This window comes from Bacillus sp. FDAARGOS_527, from assembly GCF_003812125.1.
In the GTDB taxonomy this organism is placed as follows: domain Bacteria; phylum Bacillota; class Bacilli; order Bacillales; family Bacillaceae_G; genus Bacillus_A; species Bacillus_A paranthracis.
The window spans coordinates 2422286-2441333 of the sequence record NZ_CP033795.1 but is presented as its reverse complement, the minus strand read 5'-3'; the positions used below and the strand labels follow the sequence as shown (position 1 = coordinate 2441333).

Below are 19048 nucleotides of genomic sequence, written 5' to 3'. Positions count from 1 at the left end.
GATATTACTGTTCTAGCTTTTTTGCTCTTTCTATAGTAGACAGGTTAATCTTATGCGTAAGCTTTTAATTCAACAATAGGTAGATTGCTTTCCTTTAGTTTATAATCAAAGATTAAATCGTCCATGCGAAAATTAGCATCCACTTCAAGAGAAATAAAAGTACCTCCGATTTCTACTTGATTTCCGTTCTCATTTTCAAAAGTGAGCGCACCTTCAAACGTTTCTATGTACTCATCGCAAGTGTATAAATATATAGCGACAGGTGTGAAATGTATAATTACTCCTAAAGTATCACCTTGCGTTGTATCATCGTTTTTAAACTCATCAATCTTTTCATCGTTCTTTTTAGTAAACCAACTCATGACATCACCTCTTTTTTGTATTACAAATTGTTTCTGTACATATCGATTATATATTGTGCGGAATAAATTGGTAATGATTATTATTAAAATGCTAAAAAGTTTGAATATTTAGTTTTGTATGGAGGGAAAATGTGATAAACTGTAAAAAAATAACGAAAAGCGATGAAAGAGAAGAGTACATATTCGAAACTTTTCAGAGAGCTGATATGTGGTGGAAATCAGTAAGGGATGAATATGGAATGGGCTCTGGAGCTTCTAACTGAAATGAGTAGGTAAAGACGGTTGCTTCACGTTAAGAAGTTGAAGTGAGCTAACAATAGCTAATTAAGGTGGTACCGCGGGAGTCTCTCGTCCTTTTTTAAGGATGAGGGGCTCTTTTTGTTTTGAGAAAGGAGGAGTTAGGATGAGTGAGAAAATAATGTTAACAGGAATTAAGCCGACAGGTTATCCGCATTTAGGAAATTATATTGGTGCAATTAAACCTGCGTTGCAAATGTCAAAGAAGAATGAAGGGAAAGCATTGTATTTTATAGCAGATTATCACGCGTTAAATGCTGTGCATGATCCGGAGAAGTTCAGTAGTTATACGAAAGAGGTAGCAGCTACTTGGTTATCACTTGGACTTGGAGAAGATGTTATTTTTTACAGGCAAATAGAAGTGCCGGAGATTCTAGAATTAGCTTGGATATTAGCTTGCCTAACTCCGAAAGGGCTTATGAACCGTGCTCATGCGTATAAAGCGAAGGTGGAGCAAAATAAAGAAGCGGGTTTAGAGGTCGATGCAGGAGTGAATATGGGATTATATACGTATCCAATCTTAATGGCAGCTGACATATTGCTATTTCAGGCTACGCATGTACCTGTCGGAAAAGATCAAATTCAGCATATTGAAATCGCGCGTGATATTGCGACGTATTTTAATCATACTTTTGGCACGACATTTACACTTCCGGAGTATGTCATACAAGAAGAGGGTGCAATATTACCAGGGCTTGATGGAAGAAAGATGAGTAAAAGTTACGGGAATGTGATCCCGTTATTCGCGGAGCAAGAAAAACTACGAAAGTTAATATTTAAAATCAAAACAGATTCTTCACTTCCAAATGAACCGAAAGAACTAGAAACGTTATTTACAATTTATAAAGAATTTGCAACGGAAGATGAAATGCAGTCAATGCGTGAAAAATATGAAACTGGCATTGGATGGGGCGATGTGAAAAAAGAGTTGTTTCGCGTTGTAGACCGTGAATTAGCTGGGCCACGTGAGAAATATGCTATGTATATGAATGAACCGAATTTATTATATGAAGCGTTGGAAAAAGGTGCTGAGCGGGCGCGGACTATTGCGAAGGTAAATTTAACAGAAATTAAGAAACGGATTGGATTTGAGAGGGAGCACTGAGCGTTCCCTCTTTTTTCCCTATAACTTATTCGTCATATCGATGAGTAAAGCAAGGAGTTCGCATATTCTTTTGAAACTTATTAGTTGCATATATTAAAAAGTATGCTACTATAGGGTTACTTATTAAACATGTTTAATAAGTATAATGAAAGTCACTTAATAAAGATGTTTAATAAGTAGGGTTCATTTGATTACAAAGGAGATGATTGTATGAAAACAGAAAAAGAAAAGATGTTAGCGGGAGAAATGTATATTGCGGATGACGAAGAATTAGTAGCTGATAGGGTGGAGGCAAAACGTTTAACACGTCTTTATAACGAGGCAATGGAGACAGGAGATGAGAGGCGTTTTACATTATTAAATCAGCTTTTAGGTTCTTCAGCTGACGGGGCATCACATATTAAACCTACTTTTCGTTGTGATTATGGTTACAATATCCATATTGGAAAGAATTTTTTCTCCAATTTCAATTGTGTGATTTTAGACGTTTGTGAAGTGCGAATTGGGGATAATTGTATGTTTGCACCTGGTGTTCACATTTATACTGCTACTCATCCTTTACACCCGGTAGAGCGGAATTCTGGTAAAGAATATGGAAAGCCTGTAAAGATTGGTAACAATGTTTGGGTAGGCGGGGGAGCTATTATTAACCCTGGTATTTCAATTGGAGATAACGCTGTAATTGCTTCAGGGGCAGTTGTGACAAAAGATGTACCCAATAATGTAGTAGTTGGTGGTAACCCAGCTAAAGTTATTAAAACGATAGACTTATAGAAATCGTTTTTTATGAGTGCATGAATAAACAGATGTTGTATCGTATAGAAAATGTGAAAGATGTTTCATATAAAGAAAAATAGTGCGGAAAATCGTACGAAGACATTACTTACTTCTTGAAACGCTCTTTTTCTTATTTGTTTTGCTGGTTTTCTCGTTTGCCGTAAGTTTCTATCATAGGTTATACACAATTTTTAAGTATACTAGGGGAAGCATTCGGAATACTGCTAGTAGAAATATATCATCTTTATTGCTTTAGAAAATGATGTATGATATATTGTCAACGCAACTTATTAAAAAGGTTTAATAAGTATGTTGATTAAGGTGGTGAGCGATTTGAGTAAACAGTTTGTTACTCAAAAATCGATTAAAGAGACAATCCTTCGTGGCATTCGTAAAGTTCTTTTAGAGCGAGGTAGTGCAACGAAAGTTGAGCTTAGTAATACATTAGAAATTAGTTTTCCAACGATAAGTAAATTTATAGAAAAAATGAAACAAGACGGTGAAGTCACTTTAGCTGGTTTAGATGATTCAAGTGGTGGAAGAAGAGCGAAACGATATGAATATAATCCAGAATATATGTTAGGTTTAGCGATATTTTTAGAAAAAAATGAAACAAACTATACAATTTTTAACTGTTTAGGGGAAGTAAAAGAACAGGGGAGTACTTCAAGTATGTTAATTGATACGGGCGTAAATGTATTATCTAAACATATTGAAGGTCTTATCGCTACATTCCCGAAAATAAGCTCTATATCAATTGGTGTGCCTGGTTCGGTTGATAATGGTCGTATTTTTTATATTCCTGGATATGAAAAGTTCCAAAATTTTAATTTGAAAAGTCATTTGGAGGAACAGTTTTCTATACCAGTAGTAATAGAAAACGATATGAATGCTGCTGTTCTTGGTTATTATAAAAACACTGGAAACTATGATAATTCCTCTCTTGTATATTTGTATTCCGGTCAAAATGGTCCAGGTGCAGGTATTATGGTAAATGGAGATGTCGTACGCGGAAGCACATTTTTCTCAGGAGAGATATCTTTCGTCCCGCAGTATAATAATAAAAATTTCTTGCAAGCTTTGAGAAGTGAAGATTCGAATAATCCAGAGGAATATAATATAGATGCTATTACTCGTTTAATCGCTACATGTATAGCTATTATTAACCCGCATGCCTTTATCTTCTGTGATGATGAAGTGAATCAATTTGTAATAGAGCAAATTGTAAAAAGTTGTCCGCAGTACATTCCGGCAGAACATATTCCGAAAATAACAGTGAGCAATTGGAAAGAAGATTATTTATATGGATTAAAAAGTCTAGGACTTGATCTTATGATTACGAGAACGAATAAAGAAAATTAAATGTGCTGGCAATGAAGCATCCAATTTTCAGTTGAATAACATAAAAGAAAAGGTGCCAATTATGAAAATTGAACATGTAGCAATTTGGGTGAATGATTTAGAAGGAATGCGTGATTTTTATAAAAAGTACTTTAATGGTGAAGAAAATAGCTTATATCACAATCCGAAAAAGCAGTTTGAATCTTATTTCATAACTTTTGAAGGTGGTGCGCGTCTAGAACTTATGAAGCGGGTAGGGATAGAGGATGCATTACAAACAGAAACAATAGGATATGCGCATATTGCTTTTTCTGTAGGTAGTAAAGAAAAAGTGAACGAATTAACGAATACATTAAGAGAAGCAGGATACGCTGTGTTAAACGGCCCACGAACTACAGGGGATGGTTACTACGAAAGTGTAGTAAGTGATCCTGAAGGAAATCAGATTGAGATAACGATCTAACATGAACAACCTCATTTCGCATTATCATGACGGGAGATGAGGCTGTTTTATTTTTATCTTTAATTGGAGTGATGAAAATGGCGAAGAATCCCCTCAATAACTGGATGAAGAGTACTAGGTAATTCATCAAGCGGAAAGAAACGTAATTCTTTTGATTCTGTTTGATCACATACAAGCTCACCGTGAAATTCTCGGCAAATATAAACAACGAGTACACCGTGTACTTGATCGCCATTTGGATAGATTTGAAAGAAATCTGGTCCTGAGTATGTACGGAATAGTTCTGGATTTTTAATAATAAGTCCAGTTTCTTCATATACTTCTCGCTTTAAAGCGTCTTCTAACGTTTCGTTATATTCCAAGGCGCCGCCAATAATACCCCAGCGGTTAAAGTCGGTGCGGAGCTGCAGCAATATTTCATTGTTTTCATTTACTATAATGGCGTGTGATCCTATTAAAATCAGTGGCTGATTTCCTACTAAATTTCTCATATCTTCAATATAACCCATAGTTGTTCTCCTTATATCTAGTAATAATTAGGAAGTTCTTTTAACATTCTTTCTGTTTTCCGTGCTGTAAAGGCTAAGTTATGATCATCTTTCGTTCTGAAAAATAAAGTGCGTAAAAAGGTTTTAATGTTGGCACATAAAATACAATACTCATTTAACGAAAGGCGTTTTCTAATTTGAGGAAGCCTTTTTATTTTTTTATGAATAATAGAAATTAACTCGTCTTGCGGAAAGTCATGATACAACATCGCTAGTAATGGCGTAACAATTCGTTCATCTTCGTTATTATGAAAAAGGTCAGATGGAATAAAGATTTTATTTAATAAGCAATGAATTAACTCTTCGTACCATTCAAAAGTTGTATACGTATTATGAACAATTTCCGTAAAGGCATCAGATACGTGAGCAAGACAATGAGCCCATCCTTTATTTTCAATATAGCCTCGAAAATCTGTTTCTAAGTTTGTATATGTAATGAGTTTGTTTTTTATTTCTTCGATATCCTCCTCAGTAAAAAAGTAGTGCGAGTTAGCGAATTGGAGTATTAACGCAATTAACGAAACAGTGTATGAACGGGTGAAAACTCCATCTGTATGCGGAGTGTAAATGTCACAATATAAATACTCATCACTTAAACAAGTATGTAAAAGCAATTTCAGCTGATCATCCATAAGAAATTCATGATGAATAAAATGTACAAAACATTTATATATAAGCTGGTAACGAACGTAACTATCAGTTGTTCCGATATACTGAAGCATATGGAGCGTTAATTCATTTATATCTATATGTCGCAGTTGCGTATAGTCATTTTGTTGTATAAGCTCTAACTGTTGTTGCAGCGCTGTAATATCCAATGGAGAACCTCCTCCGCACTTTAAAGATGCGATGTTTTCTAGTATTCTATATATTCAAGGACAATCCTGCTCATGCAAGGAGAACAAGTAGAAATTCAAGTATGACATAGATGAGGGAAGAATATGACGACCATAGAACAGTTAGAAAAACATTTTAAAATAAGAAGAAATGCTTCTTCTATCATGATAAAAGAAAATAATGCAGAGATTTTTACAGAAGAACAATTAAAGGAAATGATGCAATATTGCGTTGCTGAGGCTGAAGAAGAGGGAATAGAAAACTTACATTTTGAGATTTCTTCGAAAAGCCCCAATTATAATATGTATAAAAAATGTTTTGAAACGTATTCGTTTGAATATGTTACTGAAAACATCATTGTGTTTAAGGATCTATATAAAGTAGAAGATGTAGAAAGTGAAATTGATTTTAAGTTGATTGAAGAAGTTGGTGAAAATGCTTTTTATTCACTTTGGAACGAGATGACAGAAGAACAAGTCACTTATGATCAATTTGTAAATATGATGCTACAGGAAATTGGAGAGCAATGGAAAGAACATTGTTTAACTGCGAGTATTAATGAAGAGCCGATCGGAATTGTAATCCCACATATTGAAAAGGGGACGTTAGAAGAAGGAAAACTTATGTATTTCGCAGTCGCTCCAAATATGCGAAATAAAGGATACGAAGCAGCATTCTTTACAGGAGCAATGTTTGTATTAAAAGAAATAGGAGCATCTTATTATATCGGTGAGACAAATGTGCAAAATGAGTGGATGAAGGATATTTTTGAAAAGAACGGATGTCAGCTGCTTAGTTCTACTGAGCGGTATGTGAGGAAGTTTTAGGATGATGAATGATGTACTCTCTTGAACTCATTTCGAGGAAATCCATGTACAAATTTTGAACAAGTAAAAGAACTTTTTGCCTGTTTGTAAGATAAAAAGAAAAATGAGAACGACAAAGTAGATATTTGTATAATACAATAGGGTAAGGTTCGATTATAAGAGAAAGCGTTGGTGAAAGAATGGGGCAGCAAAGACATTGGTTACAAGCAACTGTAAAAAGAAATGAAGATAATACGTTACAAATAAAGTGGGAAAATAATATAGAGGAAGTTCGCATTTACTGGAGTACTTCGCCAGATCATATTGAAGAAAATGGAGAATTACTTGCAACGGTAAATGGAGAATCATCATATACAATTGAAAACCCGAGCGAAAATGAGCGTCCATATTTTAGACTAGTAGGTAGTAATGGACAAGCAGTAACAGTAGCTGAGCGTAGACTGCCATTACAAGGCGCGTTTAACTTCCGTGATATGGGAGGATATGAAACGACAGAAGGCCGTAAAGTAAAATGGGGTAAATTATACCGTTCTGAAGAATTAGCAGGATTAACAGAGTGGGATATTGCGTATTTACAAAAGTCTGGCTTAAAGTTAATTTGCGATTACCGTACAGACTTTGAAGTGAAGCATAAGCCAAACCCTGAGATTACAGGAGCTCGTCAAGTGTGTTTACCAGTTATGCAAGACTTAGCAAAAGACTTGAACATAAATGAGTTTTTCCAAGTTGGTGACCTTTCTATGTTAGGCAAACCAGGCGAATACCTTGTGAAAATGAATCAAGATTTCGTAAGTGGTAACGAGGCGTTCGTAAGCTTCTTAAACTTAGCGCAAAACCCGGAAAACTTACCGTTAGTAAACCATTGTACAGCTGGGAAAGACCGTACTGGATTTGGATCAGCATTATTATTACTTTTACTAGGTGTACCAGAGAAAACAGTAATGGAAGATTATTTACTAAGTAACGGTTTCCGTGAAAAGTTAAACGAGAAAATGATGGCCTTTTTAGGTGCAAAACTACAAAACGATGAGAGTAGAGCGATATTAGGTGCGATGTTCGAAGCACGTGCTGAGTATTTACAAGCTGCGATTGATGAAGAGAAAAAGCAATATGGTTCAGTTGAAGCGTATGCTGAAAAAGCACTTGGCTTTACGAAAGAGTCGTTAGAACAAATGAAAGTTTTATTGTTAGAAGATAAATAAAGAGGAGGGAGGCTGATTGGATTAGCCTCCTTTTCTTATTGTTGTTATAATTAGGCTATGAGAATATAGGAATTGAGGAGAACATCATGAAATACAAAGTTATATTATTCGACGTAGACGATACATTATTAGATTTCCCTGAAACGGAAAGACACGCATTACATAATGCGTTTATACAGTTTGGTATGCCTACAGGGTATACTGATTATCTTGCAAGTTATAAAGAGATTAGTAATGGGTTATGGAGAGATTTAGAAAATAAAATGATTACGTTAAGTGAATTAGCGGTAGATCGATTTAGACAATTATTTGCACTTCATAATATAGAAGTAGATGCGCAGCAATTTAGTGACGTATATCTTGAAAACTTAGGGAAAGAAGTACATCTTATAGAAGGTGCAGTGCAATTATGTGAGAATCTACAAGATTGCAAGTTAGGTATTATTACGAATGGATATACAAAAGTACAACAATCTAGAATCGGAAATTCGCCTTTATGTAATTTCTTTGATCATATTATTATTTCAGAAGAGGTTGGTCATCAAAAACCAGCACGTGAGATTTTTGATTATGCATTTGAAAAGTTTGGGATTACGGATAAATCAAGTGTACTAATGGTTGGAGATTCGCTCACTTCTGATATGAAAGGCGGAGAAGATTACGGCATTGATACGTGTTGGTATAATCCGAGTTTGAAAGAGAATAAGGCAAGTGTTAAGCCGACTTATGAAGTGAAGAGTCTACTGCAAATTTTAGAACTTGTAGAAGTGGCGGAAGAAAAGGTAGTTTCATTTTAATAGTGTCGATATTTGTTGATAAGTCGATATTCTTTGTCGAATCGTCGATATATCAAAAAAATCGTTGATATATTTTAAGTTACGGTAGATATATTGGCAAAATCGTCGATATAATTTGAGTTGCGTTCATTTTATAGGTACGATCGGTGTAATAACTAGAGGTGAGTGAAAGATGTTAACATTTTTATTTGAGTTAGACAAGAATATCCCGCAGAAGGATGAGCCGCGGTATGATGCTTATGCAAAGGGCTTTATCGAAGGGGATGTAACGATTCGCGTGAGTGACAGCGTACTTTTTCAAAAGTCACGTATGAAGGTCGCAGAGCTTGGCATTTATTTAGGACAGTGGATGGAGCAAGTGCAACACGGGCAGAACGTACATATGAATTATGAAACGCCTGACCGTGATGAGATCATTCTTAGTTTCTTTTATGAAGAAGACGATCAGTGGAAGATTTCTTCCAGTTGGCAACAATTTGAACTTCAGGAGAGTATTTCTACTACAGCATTAGTGGAGAGCGTTGGGCGTTATTTATATGACCTAAATAAGGAACTGCGCGCGATCGAATATCCTGTGACGTTTGATCAGTACTTAAGAGGAGAGCGGGTGATGCAGCTTTCTTACAAACGACTGTGTGATAGTAAAGCGGATACGGTGCCTATTGAGGTTTACAATGAAAGCGAAGGAGTAGGCGCAGTACGGGGCTATTACAAAAATACGTTGATGAGAGTGCTAGATTTCATTCCGAAAGTCGGTAGTAATATCATTTATGAAATAAAGGATAGTAAGAACAACATTCGCGTCATTGCAAAGGATGTAAGTAGGCAGCGTCAAAGAAGAATTTTAGTAACATATAAAGATAATTATGATGCAGAGCATGAAATACTTGTATGTGACGGAAAGTTATTGGATGCAAATTTCTTATTTACCTTTACATATAAGAGAGAAGAATTTGTTGTTCATAAAACTACTTTTGGGATGGGAAAGTTATTACGAAAAGGCTATGTAATTGCAGATTGGAATATTCGTCTTGAGGAAGATATGTATCACATCGAGATGAATGTATATGATAAGGATTATATTGAGGATCAATATTTACTATTGGGCGTATTTCATGCGGTTTTGTATGGGTGATTGTTGTATAAATGAAAAATACCGGTATTCTTTGTGAAAAGAATGCCGGTATTTTTATTTATCCTCAAAAATAAAAACTTCATCAATCGTACTATGAAGTGCCTTCGCTATATCGTAAGCAAGCTGCAAGGAAGGGTTGTATTTTCCTTTTTCAAGGTGGCTAATTGTTTCACGACGTACACCAACGTTCTTTGCTAAATCTTCTTGTGTCATATTCAATTTGGCGCGGTATTCTTTTATTCTTGTTATGAACGCCATGGTGTATCTTCCATTTCGTCAACAGGTTTATCGTAAAAGAACATAGAAAAACCAAACGTAAGAATAAGCGTGCCGAAAATAAGAACGATATCAATTTCTTGTAGCGCCGGGTTTGGAAATAACATTTCAATAAACATAATGATAGCAGTAGTTAGTAACGTAACGATAAAGGCATTGCGGCACGATTTATTAACGATTTGTTCAAACAGTTCATCGTGTTGAACCGTTCTATATGAGGTGAAAAAGGAGAAGAAACAAAACATAGTAAACAATCCTTTTTCATAAAAAAAGCCAAGAAAACCGAAGAAACCGAGAAATCCTAAATATTTTATCCAAGTTGTTTTCATGATAGGGCTTCCTAATCATTTTGGGAATAATTAACATTATGTTATGAATATATCACATATGGATAGGAATGGTAATAATAGTTTTCCAGTTTGCTTCATAAGAATAGTAAAAAGAGGAAATATGCTGCGAAATAAAGAGGATAATATTGTAAAATGGTTGTAAGGAGGGGGAGGAAGGTATGTTAACTTGGATCATGGTCGTTGTATTGCTTGTAGTGATTACTGTAGTCGCGACAGTGTTAATTGGGCGAAATGGTGATGCAAATTATAGTAAAGCGACAAAGGGAAATATTAGAAGACTTACGATGATTTATATTATACTAGCTGTCGTTTTAATCGTTGGATTAGGCTTGTATATTTATTTCAAAGGTTAAAAAACTGAAAAATACAAAAATCTGAAAATAGAAGTATGCTATAATGTTGATATAGTTATTTGGTAATTAAGGAAGGGATTGGATGGAATGATTGAGATTATGAATGTGTCAAAAAGTTATAATGGTTCTACCTATGCAGTAAAAGATTTAAGTTTATCTGTGCCTAGCGGAGAAATCTTTGGATTTTTAGGGCCAAATGGTGCCGGTAAATCAACGACAATTAAGATGATTACTGGTATCCATGGGGTGGACAAAGGGACGATTACGATTAACGGTATAGATATTATGAAAAATCCGATGGAAGCGAAAAGGACGTTTGGTTATGTCCCAGATAGTCCAGATATGTTTTTACGATTAAAGGGAATTGAATATTTAAACTTTATGGCAGATATGTATGAAGTGCCGAAAGAAGTACGCCAAGAACGAATTGAGTCCTTAGCGAAGAAATTTGATCTTTATAATGCTTTATCAGATCAAATTCAAAGTTACTCGCACGGTATGAGACAAAAGATTGTTATTATTGGTGTGCTCGTGCATGAGCCAGATGTATGGATTTTAGATGAACCGTTAACGGGGCTTGATCCGAAATCTGCATATATTTTAAAAGAAATGATGAGAGAACATGCGGATAAAGGAAAGATTGTATTCTTCTCTACACACGTATTAGAAGTGGCAGAAAAATTATGTGACCGCGTCGCGATTATTAATAAGGGGAATTTGCAGTTTAAAGGGAATTTAGATGAAATGAGAGATCATTTTAAATCCAACGAATCACTTGAAAAAATGTTCTTGGAGATGACGGGCAATGAGTAAAATTTGGACGTTAACGAAAGTATTATTGAAATTAAATTATGCAGATTTTATAACAGATAAGAAGAAGCGATGGGCGTATGTATTTTCATTTGCGGCTATTTTATTTGTCGGATTTTTACTGTTTGGTTCTATCACGCATGCAATGTATGAGGGAATGATACATTTAGGGCAAGATCCAGGAATGATTATCGCAATGGGACTTGCGATTGCGAGTATATGGGTATTTTTAATGAGTATTACGAACATTTTAACTGTATTTTACTACAGCAATGACATTGAAATGTTATTACCATTACCATTAAAACCAGCGCAAATTATTTCAGCCAAATTTTTAACGGTATTAATTACACAATACGTAATGAGTTCATTTATTTTACTACCAATCTTCATTACTTACGGATTAAAAAGTGGAGCGTTTATTACATATTACATATATATGATTTTCATTTACTTACTCTTCCCGATTGTGCCGTTAGTACTAGCTTCGTTACTGATGACAGTTATTATGAGGTATACAAATATAGCGAAAAATAAAGACCGAGGAAATATATTTATCGGAATCGTAAGTATACTATTTATTGTAGGAATTAACGTATTTTTGCAGTGGAAAAATAAAAGTTCGTTTTCTGAAGATGCAATTGCGGATTACCTTGCAAACAACCAGTCTTCTCTTTTAGTACAAATGACAAACTATTTTCCAACTACATATTTTGGAGCAGTAGCATTAGTAGAAAATGCAAATTGGAAGGGTCCTTTATACGTAATAATCTTTGCAGTTATTTCATTTGTATTTTTTGTGTTGTTTTATTACATTGCAGAGCGTACATATTTAAAAGGGGTTATTGGACTTTCAACGAGTACAGCAAAAAAAGAAGTCATTTCAGCAGAAGGTTTACAAAAATCAACGGTACAAAGTTCACATTTGAAAGCGTATGTGAAAAAAGAATTTAAAACGTTATTCCGTACACCACAATTTTTCTTAAATTGTATCGTACAAACTTTCGTTATGCCGATTATGTTGTTCTTCATTTTATTCGTGCAAGATGGGAATTTAAAATGGATCACGGGATATATTGATAATCCAAAATCAGCAGGACTTGCAATTGGTGTTGGCCTTTGTGCCTCTTTATTCTTAATGGGAAGTAACGTTATCGCAACAACGTCATTTTCGCGAGATGGAAGCTCTTGGTTTGTGAATCGATATTTACCTGTAAAGGCTTCAGATATCTTTTTTGCGAAAGCAATCACTGCCTGGTTAATTAATGTAATTATTTTAGCAGTGTTCGGTATTACGATGGCAGTTGTAGCGGGAATTTCTCCTGTTTTCATGTTACTGTGGTTTTTACTAAGTGCGAACGGCTTACTGTTAATTAATTTAATTGGTACACGCTGGGATGCACAAACTGCAGATATACATTGGGATACAGAGCAGAAATTATTTAAGAGTCGCTATACAACTTTGTGGAATTTTTTAGCTAATATTTTAATAGCTTTAGTTATTGTAGCGGGAGTAAGTCTATTATACTTCTTCCTTCAAGTGGGACTGTGGGTTATGTTTATCGTTTTATTTGTAATGTTTACGATTGTAAATTATATCTTTATTAAAATTTTAAAATTAGGTGCAGAACGTATATTGTCAAATATTGAATAAAAAGATAAATCCTCTGTATTCGTGCAGAGGATTTATCCATAGGTGGAGGAGAAAAGGTGAAGAAAATAGCAATTGTAACAGGGGCCACTCGTCTGAATGGAATTGGTGCAGTTGTATGCAAGGTGCTTGCTCAAAAAGGAATAGACATTTTTTTCACGTACTGGTCTCAGTATGATAAAGCGATGCCGTGGGGAATGCATGACAAAGAGCCCTTTTTGTTGAAAGAGGAGATTGAAAGTTACGGTGTTCGATGTGAAATGGCAGAAATCAACTTATCGCAGTCGTATTCGCCCAATCGTTTGTTTTATATGGTATCAGAACGGTTAGGTGATCCATCTATTTTAATTAATAATGCAGCGTATGCTACTCATACGAGAATTGAGGAATTAAATGTAGAACAGTTAGATAAACATTATACGGTTAATGTTCGGGCTACTATGTTATTAAGTTCATTATTTATAAAACAGTATGCAAGCAAGGCGAGTGGAAGTATTATTAACCTTACTTCAGGGCAGTCACTAGGGCCGATGCCTGATGAATTAGCATACGCAGCAACGAAAGGAGCAATTGAAGCATTTACAAAATCAGTAGCACCAGTTGCGATGGAGAAGGGGATTACAGTAAATGCTGTTGATCCAGGACCGACGAATACAGGATGGATTACAGAGGAGCTGAAGCATCATTTAGTATGGAAGTTCCCGCAAGGTAAAGTAGGAGAGCCGGTGGATGCTGCGCGCTTAATATCTTTTTTAGTAAGTGAAGAAGCGAAATGGATTACTGGGCAAGTTATTCATTCGAATGGTGGTTACTCATAAATATATTATGTTAACAATTGTTGAGAAACAAAAAAACGAAAGAAAATTTTATTTTTTTGTATAAATAAAATGTCAAGAAAGATAAAAATTTGATAGAAGAGTATATCGTCATATGAAGATCGTAATGCTTCATATGACAATATACTCTTTTTCTTTTACTACAGAGAAGAAAAATGAAGTAGAAGAAACTCGAATATTCAAATTGATTTATCAGTTTTTGTACGTATTATTATGAAGATTACTGTCGGAAAGATGGTAATTCGTATGAAAAGGGATTTTTTAAGGGGAAATCGAATCGTAAAGGGGAGGATAAAAACGTAAACATAGGGGGATTTATATGAAAATGAAAAAGGTCGCTATCGCATCGATAACAATTGGTACAATGCTTACTATGGCAGCTTGTAGTCCGTCAGCAGATAAAGAAACAGAAAAGAAAGAGCAAGTAACTGCGCAAAATGAAGGAGAAGTAAAAACGACAAGTACAGATGAAACGTCAAAAACAACGAAAGATACTGACAAAGAAACAAATACTTCTTCCAACGAAAAAACAGATAAAGATGCAAAAAACACGAAAGAATCATCAGGAACAGAAAGTAACGGTAAAACGTCAACTCAAAACGAGAATGTAAAAACAAAAGAAAAAGAGACGACAGGAAAGACGAATGATCAAACGACTAGTGGGAAAACAACAGATCAAAGTACAAGTACAAACTCAGACGGAAAAACAACGAAAGATCCTAAGAAAAGTGTAGTTGTGAAAACGAGTGTGAAAGAAGTTGCTGCATTAGTTGATAGCTTAGATAAGCAATTAGCTGCTAATCCGAAATTAGAAACAGTAAATAAACTTGGAAAACAAATTAATGCAAAGTGGGATGTAATTGAGAAAGAGTTAGAAACATCACACCCAGCTGAATATAAAACAATCGGACAAAGTATGTATCCATTAATTGTAGGAGCGGAGAAAGAAAAGATAGATATTACTAAAATGAAGTCATTAACGACGAAAACGAAAAAAGATTTAAATCAGTTATTGACGAAACTTTCGTAGTTTCAAAAGCCTACTTGTGTGAGTAGGCTTTTTTTACGTTGAGAGTGTAATGAAGGTTTATGGGAATCATAATGAAAAAGGATGGTGATAAAAGTGACAATCGATCGAATTTGTACAATTGGTCCAGCAAGTAATAATAAAGAAACGTTAGCGCAGTTAATAAGCAATGGTATGAAAATTGTTCGGCTAAATTTATCACATGGGACGCATGAAAGTCATAAAGATATCATTCGTTTAGTGAAATCATTAGATGATTCTATTAAAATTTTAGGCGATGTACAAGGTCCTAAAATAAGGTTAGGTGAAATGAAAGGAGAACAAATTACACTTCAGGCGGGAGATTCTTTTATTTTGCATACGCAACCAGTTACAGGGAGTAGTACGGAAGCAAGTGTTGATTATGAAGGGATCGCGAATGATGTGAAAGTCGGAAGTAGAATTTTAATGAATGATGGTGAAGTTGAGTTAATCGTTGAGAAAGTAAGTACGGATAAAATAGAAACGAAGGTGAAAACAGGTGGTAATATCTCCTCTCATAAAGGGGTGAACTTACCAGGCGCAATCGTTCGTTTACCAGCTATTACAGAGAAAGATAAAAAAGATATTCAGTTTCTTTTAGAAGAAGGTGTTGATTTTATCGCATGTTCTTTCGTAAGAAAACCTAGTCATATAAAAGAAATACGAGATTTCATACAACAATATAAAGAAACGTCACCTAATTTAATTGCAAAAATAGAAACGATGGAAGCGATCGAGAATTTTCAAGATATATGTAAAGAAGCAGATGGAATTATGATTGCAAGGGGAGATTTAGGAGTTGAGTTACCGTTTCAATTTGTTCCGCTCTTGCAAAAAATGATGATTCAGGAATGCAATCGAACGAATACATATGTTATTACAGCGACACAAATGCTTCAATCTATGGTAGATCATTCTATTCCAACAAGGGCAGAGGTAACGGATGTGTTCCAAGCTGTACTGGACGGGACGAATGCTGTTATGCTTTCTGCTGAAAGTGCTTCAGGAGAGCATCCGGTTGAAAGTGTGAGTACACTACGTCTCGTTTCTGAATTTGCTGAGCATGTGAAAAAAGACGGTCCTTTTGCGATGAAAGATGTACTGGAATTGCTGCATAAGTCTTTGGATGGGTGATGAATAAAAAGAGGACGGATATGTATCCGTCCTCGTGTTTTTCATTCATTCTACTCTTGCTCTTGCTCATCCAAAATCTTTTCAAACGCAGCAGATACTTTTTCAAATTCCTCGTCATTCTCAATATATGAGAATTCACTATCTTCTTCTACTTTTAAAAAGAAAATATCAATGTCTTCCTCGGTTTCTGTTTGGATATCTTCAACAAAGGCAACTGCAATATATTCTGCACCTTCGACATCCATCGCTCCAAGTACTTCTACTTCTTGCTCTTCGTTATTCTCATCACTAAGCGTAAACACTTCGCCAACTTCAATATCAGACATATTCATTCTCCTCCTGTCCAACTCTAATAAATAGAGCGTTTAAACTGCATACATACTAATATAGTTTTCCATGAAAAATGAATTTCATACATAGGAAAAATCAAATTCTACTTCTTTTGTATGGGTATGCAGCTATAAGGAGCGCATGTTATCTTATTCAACCCATTCAACAATTGCATCCATAGTCTGTCTTGTTTTATCACGTTTTGGCTCTTCTTTACGGTAACCAAAGGCAACCATAACAGATACTTCAAAGTTATCTCCATTGATAATGCCTTCTTGACGAAGTAAAGAATCTACTTTCTCTTTATCAAATCCTTCTATTGGACAAGAATCAATCCCGATTTGAGCTGCGCTCGTCATCATATTCCCTAAAGCAATATAAGTTTGCTTAGATGCCCAATCGAATACAGCACGCTCGGATTGTAATAAGTTAAAATCTGATTCCTCGAACTTTTTGAAGAATTCATATCTAATTTTTTGCGCGTCTTCAGGTAATTCAATAATATCATTCATCATATGTTTAATATAATCTGCATCATAATGCATATCTTTAATATTTCTTGAAAGAACAATGACAAAGTGGCTAGCTGTTGCAAGTTGCCCACCAGCGCCCCATGAATATGGTCGTAGTTTTTCTCTTACTTCTTTATTTTGTACGACAACAAATTTCCAAGGTTCATATCCGAAAGAAGAAGGAGATAATCTTCCTGTTTCTAAAATAAATTTAAAATCCCCTTCTGAAATTTTTTGCATAGAATCGAACTCTTTACATGCATGTCTGAAATGAAAAGCCTCCATAATTTTTTCTTTTGTAATTTGATTTGTATTTGTCATAAAAGTTCCTCTTTTCATTTATTTATTTTGTAAGTAAATTATATTTTTAAAGTAACATAGACACAAGTACGCACATTTATGTGGTATAGTATCAAAAAAGATACTAATGTTAAGGGAAGGGATTTATTATGGATTGTTCAAATGAAAATAATATAAATTACCCATTTTTAAATAAATATTCTTGTCCAGTGGAAGCGATGGTCGAGGTCATTGGAGGGAAATGGAAAGGGGTTATTTTGTATCATTTATTAGATGGTACAAAGCGGTTTAATGAATTAAAAAGATTAAAGCCTAATATCACACAAAGAATGTTAACACTGCAGCTGAGAGAACTTGAAGCAGATGGTATCATACATCGTGAAGTGTACCGTGAAGTACCTCCAAAAGTAGAGTATTCGCTAACGGAGCTTGGTGAATCACTTCGTCCAATGATTCTATTAATGATGGAGTGGGCGACTCATAATATGGAGAAAGTTTTGGAGAGTAGGAATACGAAAAATAATAGGAAAGAGTTGTAGAAATAAAAGGTGTTTTCCATATGTGAAGACACCTTTTATTTCTGTATTTTTACTTTTTAACTTCAACTGCTGAAGTTGGAATGGCAGCCAAGTTTGCAGTTTTACCATACCAATCAGCATGTTTAAAAACAACACCTTTTCCATATCCTTCAGTTGAAGTACGTTCCCATAGCGTTGTTGAATAGCTAGCAGTAGGGGATGCTGTACTTACGGAAGAAATTTGATTTTGCCAACTAGGAGACAAGTTTTTATAACCGCTACTTAGAGAAAAATACTCGCTACCTTGATTTGTACGTTTATAGAAGTCTGTACTACCAGGGCCGCTTCCTTCAACCCCAAGGGGAGTGATTGTATGATTCAATCTTTGTTTATCTTTTTCAATAAAAGACTCTAAACTTTCTTTGCTCGAAAAACCATAAGATAACCAGTCTCCATTTTGGTTTTGTTTCGGTAGAACTAAAGTTATTTTTATGTCTTCCTTAGATGGAGCACCCAATTTGTTAAACGAATCTACTGTCTTTTCATCTACAGTTACATATTCAAAAGAGGTAATCGAATAATCCTTTTCGGTACTAGCTGATACTGATCCTAACCCTACAGTTAATGATGAAATGGCTACCACTGCACCTACTATCAATTTTTTTAGCATGAATTCATCTCCTTTACACTTAGTTTTTTTACATAACTAAAATGTATGATAATTAAGTTATATTGTAAATTTTTAGAATTTTATAAAAATAAAACAGAATATTCTTTTATTAGTCTGGGGTAAGGAGAGTAATTTGAAAAAGGATTTACTTAAAAAGTAAATCCTTTTTGGGTGTTAACAATAACGTTATTATGTAAGTTTTGCAATTTGCTAACCGACTTCAAAACTCTACTGATTAAAGTTTCATTTTATCCTGTTATGAATCATACACTTCTTTTGCATTCATAGAAGCCGCATCTAATAAAAGGAAAATGGCTGCTATAATATGTAGAACGATGTCTATATAAGGGAAAAAGGCAACTAGAGTAACGATAATACCTATATAATGGGGATACGTATTCACGCCTTCTTTTTTAGCTAATAAAATAGTAGTGATATGTAAAACAATCAATAGTAGTAAAGGTATCCCATATAGGTTAACAAGACTTGGAAATACATAATAACAAGGAAGTAATAAAAGATGATAGATCCCTGTAGTCCACTTTAGTGCTTGGATGTAGGTTTTCAAA

At 34.7% G+C, this 19048-nt stretch carries 24 protein-coding genes and 1 other annotated feature; of the genes, 15 read left to right on the top strand and 9 right to left on the bottom strand.

Translation table 11 applies throughout. The annotated features are described in order from the left end of the window. Window positions 1-50: 50 nt before the first annotated feature. Entirely contained in the window at window positions 51-362 is a 312-nt protein-coding gene (locus tag EGX95_RS15130; protein WP_000118346.1) for a hypothetical protein, read from the bottom strand. Window positions 363-515: 153 nt separating this feature from the next. Continuing rightward, window positions 516-721: a binding site (T-box leader), on the top strand. 5 nt (window positions 722-726) lie between these two features. On the opposite strand from EGX95_RS15130, the gene EGX95_RS15125 reads away from it, so the two are divergent. From EGX95_RS15125 to EGX95_RS15110, 4 genes are all read left to right on the top strand, one after another. Beyond that, entirely contained in the window at window positions 727-1764 is a 1038-nt protein-coding gene (locus EGX95_RS15125; protein WP_123805643.1) for a tryptophan--tRNA ligase, read from the top strand. 210 nt (window positions 1765-1974) lie between these two features. Continuing rightward, window positions 1975-2538, top strand: a complete 564-nt coding sequence (locus EGX95_RS15120) for a maltose acetyltransferase domain-containing protein (protein WP_000845609.1) — start codon at window positions 1975-1977, stop codon at window positions 2536-2538. A 336-nt stretch (window positions 2539-2874) separates the two neighbouring features. Continuing rightward, window positions 2875-3903, top strand: coding sequence for an ROK family transcriptional regulator (locus EGX95_RS15115; RefSeq protein ID WP_000043165.1), 1029 nt, complete (start codon window positions 2875-2877; stop codon window positions 3901-3903). 61 nt (window positions 3904-3964) lie between these two features. Then, window positions 3965-4345, top strand: coding sequence for a VOC family protein (locus EGX95_RS15110; RefSeq protein ID WP_000687552.1), 381 nt, complete (start codon window positions 3965-3967; stop codon window positions 4343-4345). Window positions 4346-4404: 59 nt separating this feature from the next. Here EGX95_RS15110 and EGX95_RS15105 read toward each other — a convergent pair whose 3' ends face one another. Beyond that, window positions 4405-4854 (bottom strand): NUDIX hydrolase, encoded by a 450-nt coding sequence (locus EGX95_RS15105; RefSeq protein WP_000540488.1) that lies wholly within the window; start codon window positions 4852-4854, stop codon window positions 4405-4407. 17 nt (window positions 4855-4871) lie between these two features. Continuing rightward, a complete protein-coding gene (locus EGX95_RS15100) occupies window positions 4872-5711 on the bottom strand; it encodes a DUF2785 domain-containing protein (protein WP_000355457.1) in 840 nt (279 codons plus the stop codon). A 123-nt stretch (window positions 5712-5834) separates the two neighbouring features. Between EGX95_RS15100 and EGX95_RS15095 the strand changes: the two genes are divergently transcribed. The 4 genes from EGX95_RS15095 to EGX95_RS15075 all read left to right on the top strand — a co-directional run bounded on the left by EGX95_RS15095 (window position 5835) and on the right by EGX95_RS15075 (window position 9691). Beyond that, window positions 5835-6557 (top strand): GNAT family N-acetyltransferase, encoded by a 723-nt coding sequence (locus EGX95_RS15095; RefSeq protein WP_000207375.1) that lies wholly within the window; start codon window positions 5835-5837, stop codon window positions 6555-6557. A 179-nt stretch (window positions 6558-6736) separates the two neighbouring features. Beyond that, entirely contained in the window at window positions 6737-7759 is a 1023-nt protein-coding gene (locus EGX95_RS15090; protein ID WP_063246688.1) for a tyrosine-protein phosphatase, read from the top strand. 86 nt (window positions 7760-7845) lie between these two features. Then, the gene (locus tag EGX95_RS15085) at window positions 7846-8556 is read left to right on the top strand and encodes a YjjG family noncanonical pyrimidine nucleotidase (protein ID WP_000875904.1); all 711 of its coding nucleotides are present in this window, start codon (window positions 7846-7848) and stop codon (window positions 8554-8556) included. 172 nt (window positions 8557-8728) lie between these two features. After that, entirely contained in the window at window positions 8729-9691 is a 963-nt protein-coding gene (locus tag EGX95_RS15075) for a tubby C-terminal domain-like protein (RefSeq protein ID WP_000955091.1), read from the top strand. 54 nt (window positions 9692-9745) lie between these two features. Here the strand turns inward: EGX95_RS15075 and EGX95_RS15070 are convergent, their stop codons facing one another. Next, window positions 9746-9949, bottom strand: coding sequence for a helix-turn-helix transcriptional regulator (locus EGX95_RS15070; protein ID WP_000874185.1), 204 nt, complete (start codon window positions 9947-9949; stop codon window positions 9746-9748). Then, window positions 9937-10296, bottom strand: a complete 360-nt coding sequence (locus EGX95_RS15065; RefSeq protein ID WP_000859217.1) for a DUF3796 domain-containing protein — start codon at window positions 10294-10296, stop codon at window positions 9937-9939. The genes EGX95_RS15070 and EGX95_RS15065 overlap by 13 nt, the downstream gene beginning before the upstream one ends. 179 nt (window positions 10297-10475) lie before the next feature. On the opposite strand from EGX95_RS15065, the gene EGX95_RS15060 reads away from it, so the two are divergent. From EGX95_RS15060 to EGX95_RS15035, 6 genes are all read left to right on the top strand, one after another. After that, the gene (locus EGX95_RS15060; RefSeq protein ID WP_000958870.1) at window positions 10476-10670 is read left to right on the top strand and encodes a hypothetical protein; all 195 of its coding nucleotides are present in this window, start codon (window positions 10476-10478) and stop codon (window positions 10668-10670) included. Between the two features lie 87 nt (window positions 10671-10757). Next, on the top strand, window positions 10758-11483 hold the full coding sequence (locus tag EGX95_RS15055) for an ABC transporter ATP-binding protein (RefSeq protein WP_000570056.1): 726 nt from the start codon (window positions 10758-10760) through the stop codon (window positions 11481-11483). Then, complete coding sequence (locus EGX95_RS15050; RefSeq protein ID WP_000036872.1) at window positions 11476-13134, top strand: putative ABC transporter permease subunit; 1659 nt, start codon at window positions 11476-11478, stop codon at window positions 13132-13134. The genes EGX95_RS15055 and EGX95_RS15050 overlap by 8 nt, the downstream gene beginning before the upstream one ends. A gap of 56 nt (window positions 13135-13190) precedes the next feature. Continuing rightward, entirely contained in the window at window positions 13191-13949 is a 759-nt protein-coding gene (locus EGX95_RS15045) for an SDR family oxidoreductase (protein ID WP_000716986.1), read from the top strand. Window positions 13950-14286: 337 nt separating this feature from the next. Beyond that, window positions 14287-14997, top strand: a complete 711-nt coding sequence (locus EGX95_RS15040; RefSeq protein WP_000782559.1) for a hypothetical protein — start codon at window positions 14287-14289, stop codon at window positions 14995-14997. Window positions 14998-15078: 81 nt separating this feature from the next. Further along, entirely contained in the window at window positions 15079-16149 is a 1071-nt protein-coding gene (locus EGX95_RS15035; protein ID WP_080001944.1) for a pyruvate kinase, read from the top strand. 50 nt (window positions 16150-16199) lie between these two features. Here EGX95_RS15035 and EGX95_RS15030 read toward each other — a convergent pair whose 3' ends face one another. Together EGX95_RS15030 and EGX95_RS15025 are read right to left on the bottom strand one after the other, a co-directional pair. Continuing rightward, entirely contained in the window at window positions 16200-16481 is a 282-nt protein-coding gene (locus EGX95_RS15030) for a DUF1292 domain-containing protein (protein ID WP_001997837.1), read from the bottom strand. Window positions 16482-16628: 147 nt separating this feature from the next. After that, window positions 16629-17312 carry an NAD(P)H-dependent oxidoreductase gene (locus tag EGX95_RS15025; protein ID WP_000185741.1) on the bottom strand — a complete coding sequence of 228 codons (684 nt, stop codon included), beginning with the start codon at window positions 17310-17312 and terminating at the stop codon, window positions 16629-16631. Between the two features lie 128 nt (window positions 17313-17440). Between EGX95_RS15025 and EGX95_RS15020 the strand changes: the two genes are divergently transcribed. Then, complete coding sequence (locus EGX95_RS15020) at window positions 17441-17830, top strand: winged helix-turn-helix transcriptional regulator (protein ID WP_000340655.1); 390 nt, start codon at window positions 17441-17443, stop codon at window positions 17828-17830. 49 nt (window positions 17831-17879) lie between these two features. Here EGX95_RS15020 and EGX95_RS15015 read toward each other — a convergent pair whose 3' ends face one another. Further along, window positions 17880-18479: a hypothetical protein gene (locus tag EGX95_RS15015; RefSeq protein ID WP_000914260.1), complete on the bottom strand. Its 600-nt coding sequence runs from the start codon at window positions 18477-18479 to the stop codon at window positions 17880-17882. Between the two features lie 256 nt (window positions 18480-18735). Next, window positions 18736-19047, bottom strand: a complete 312-nt coding sequence (locus tag EGX95_RS15010) for a hypothetical protein (RefSeq protein WP_000860721.1) — start codon at window positions 19045-19047, stop codon at window positions 18736-18738. Between the last annotated feature and the right edge of the window lies 1 nt (window position 19048).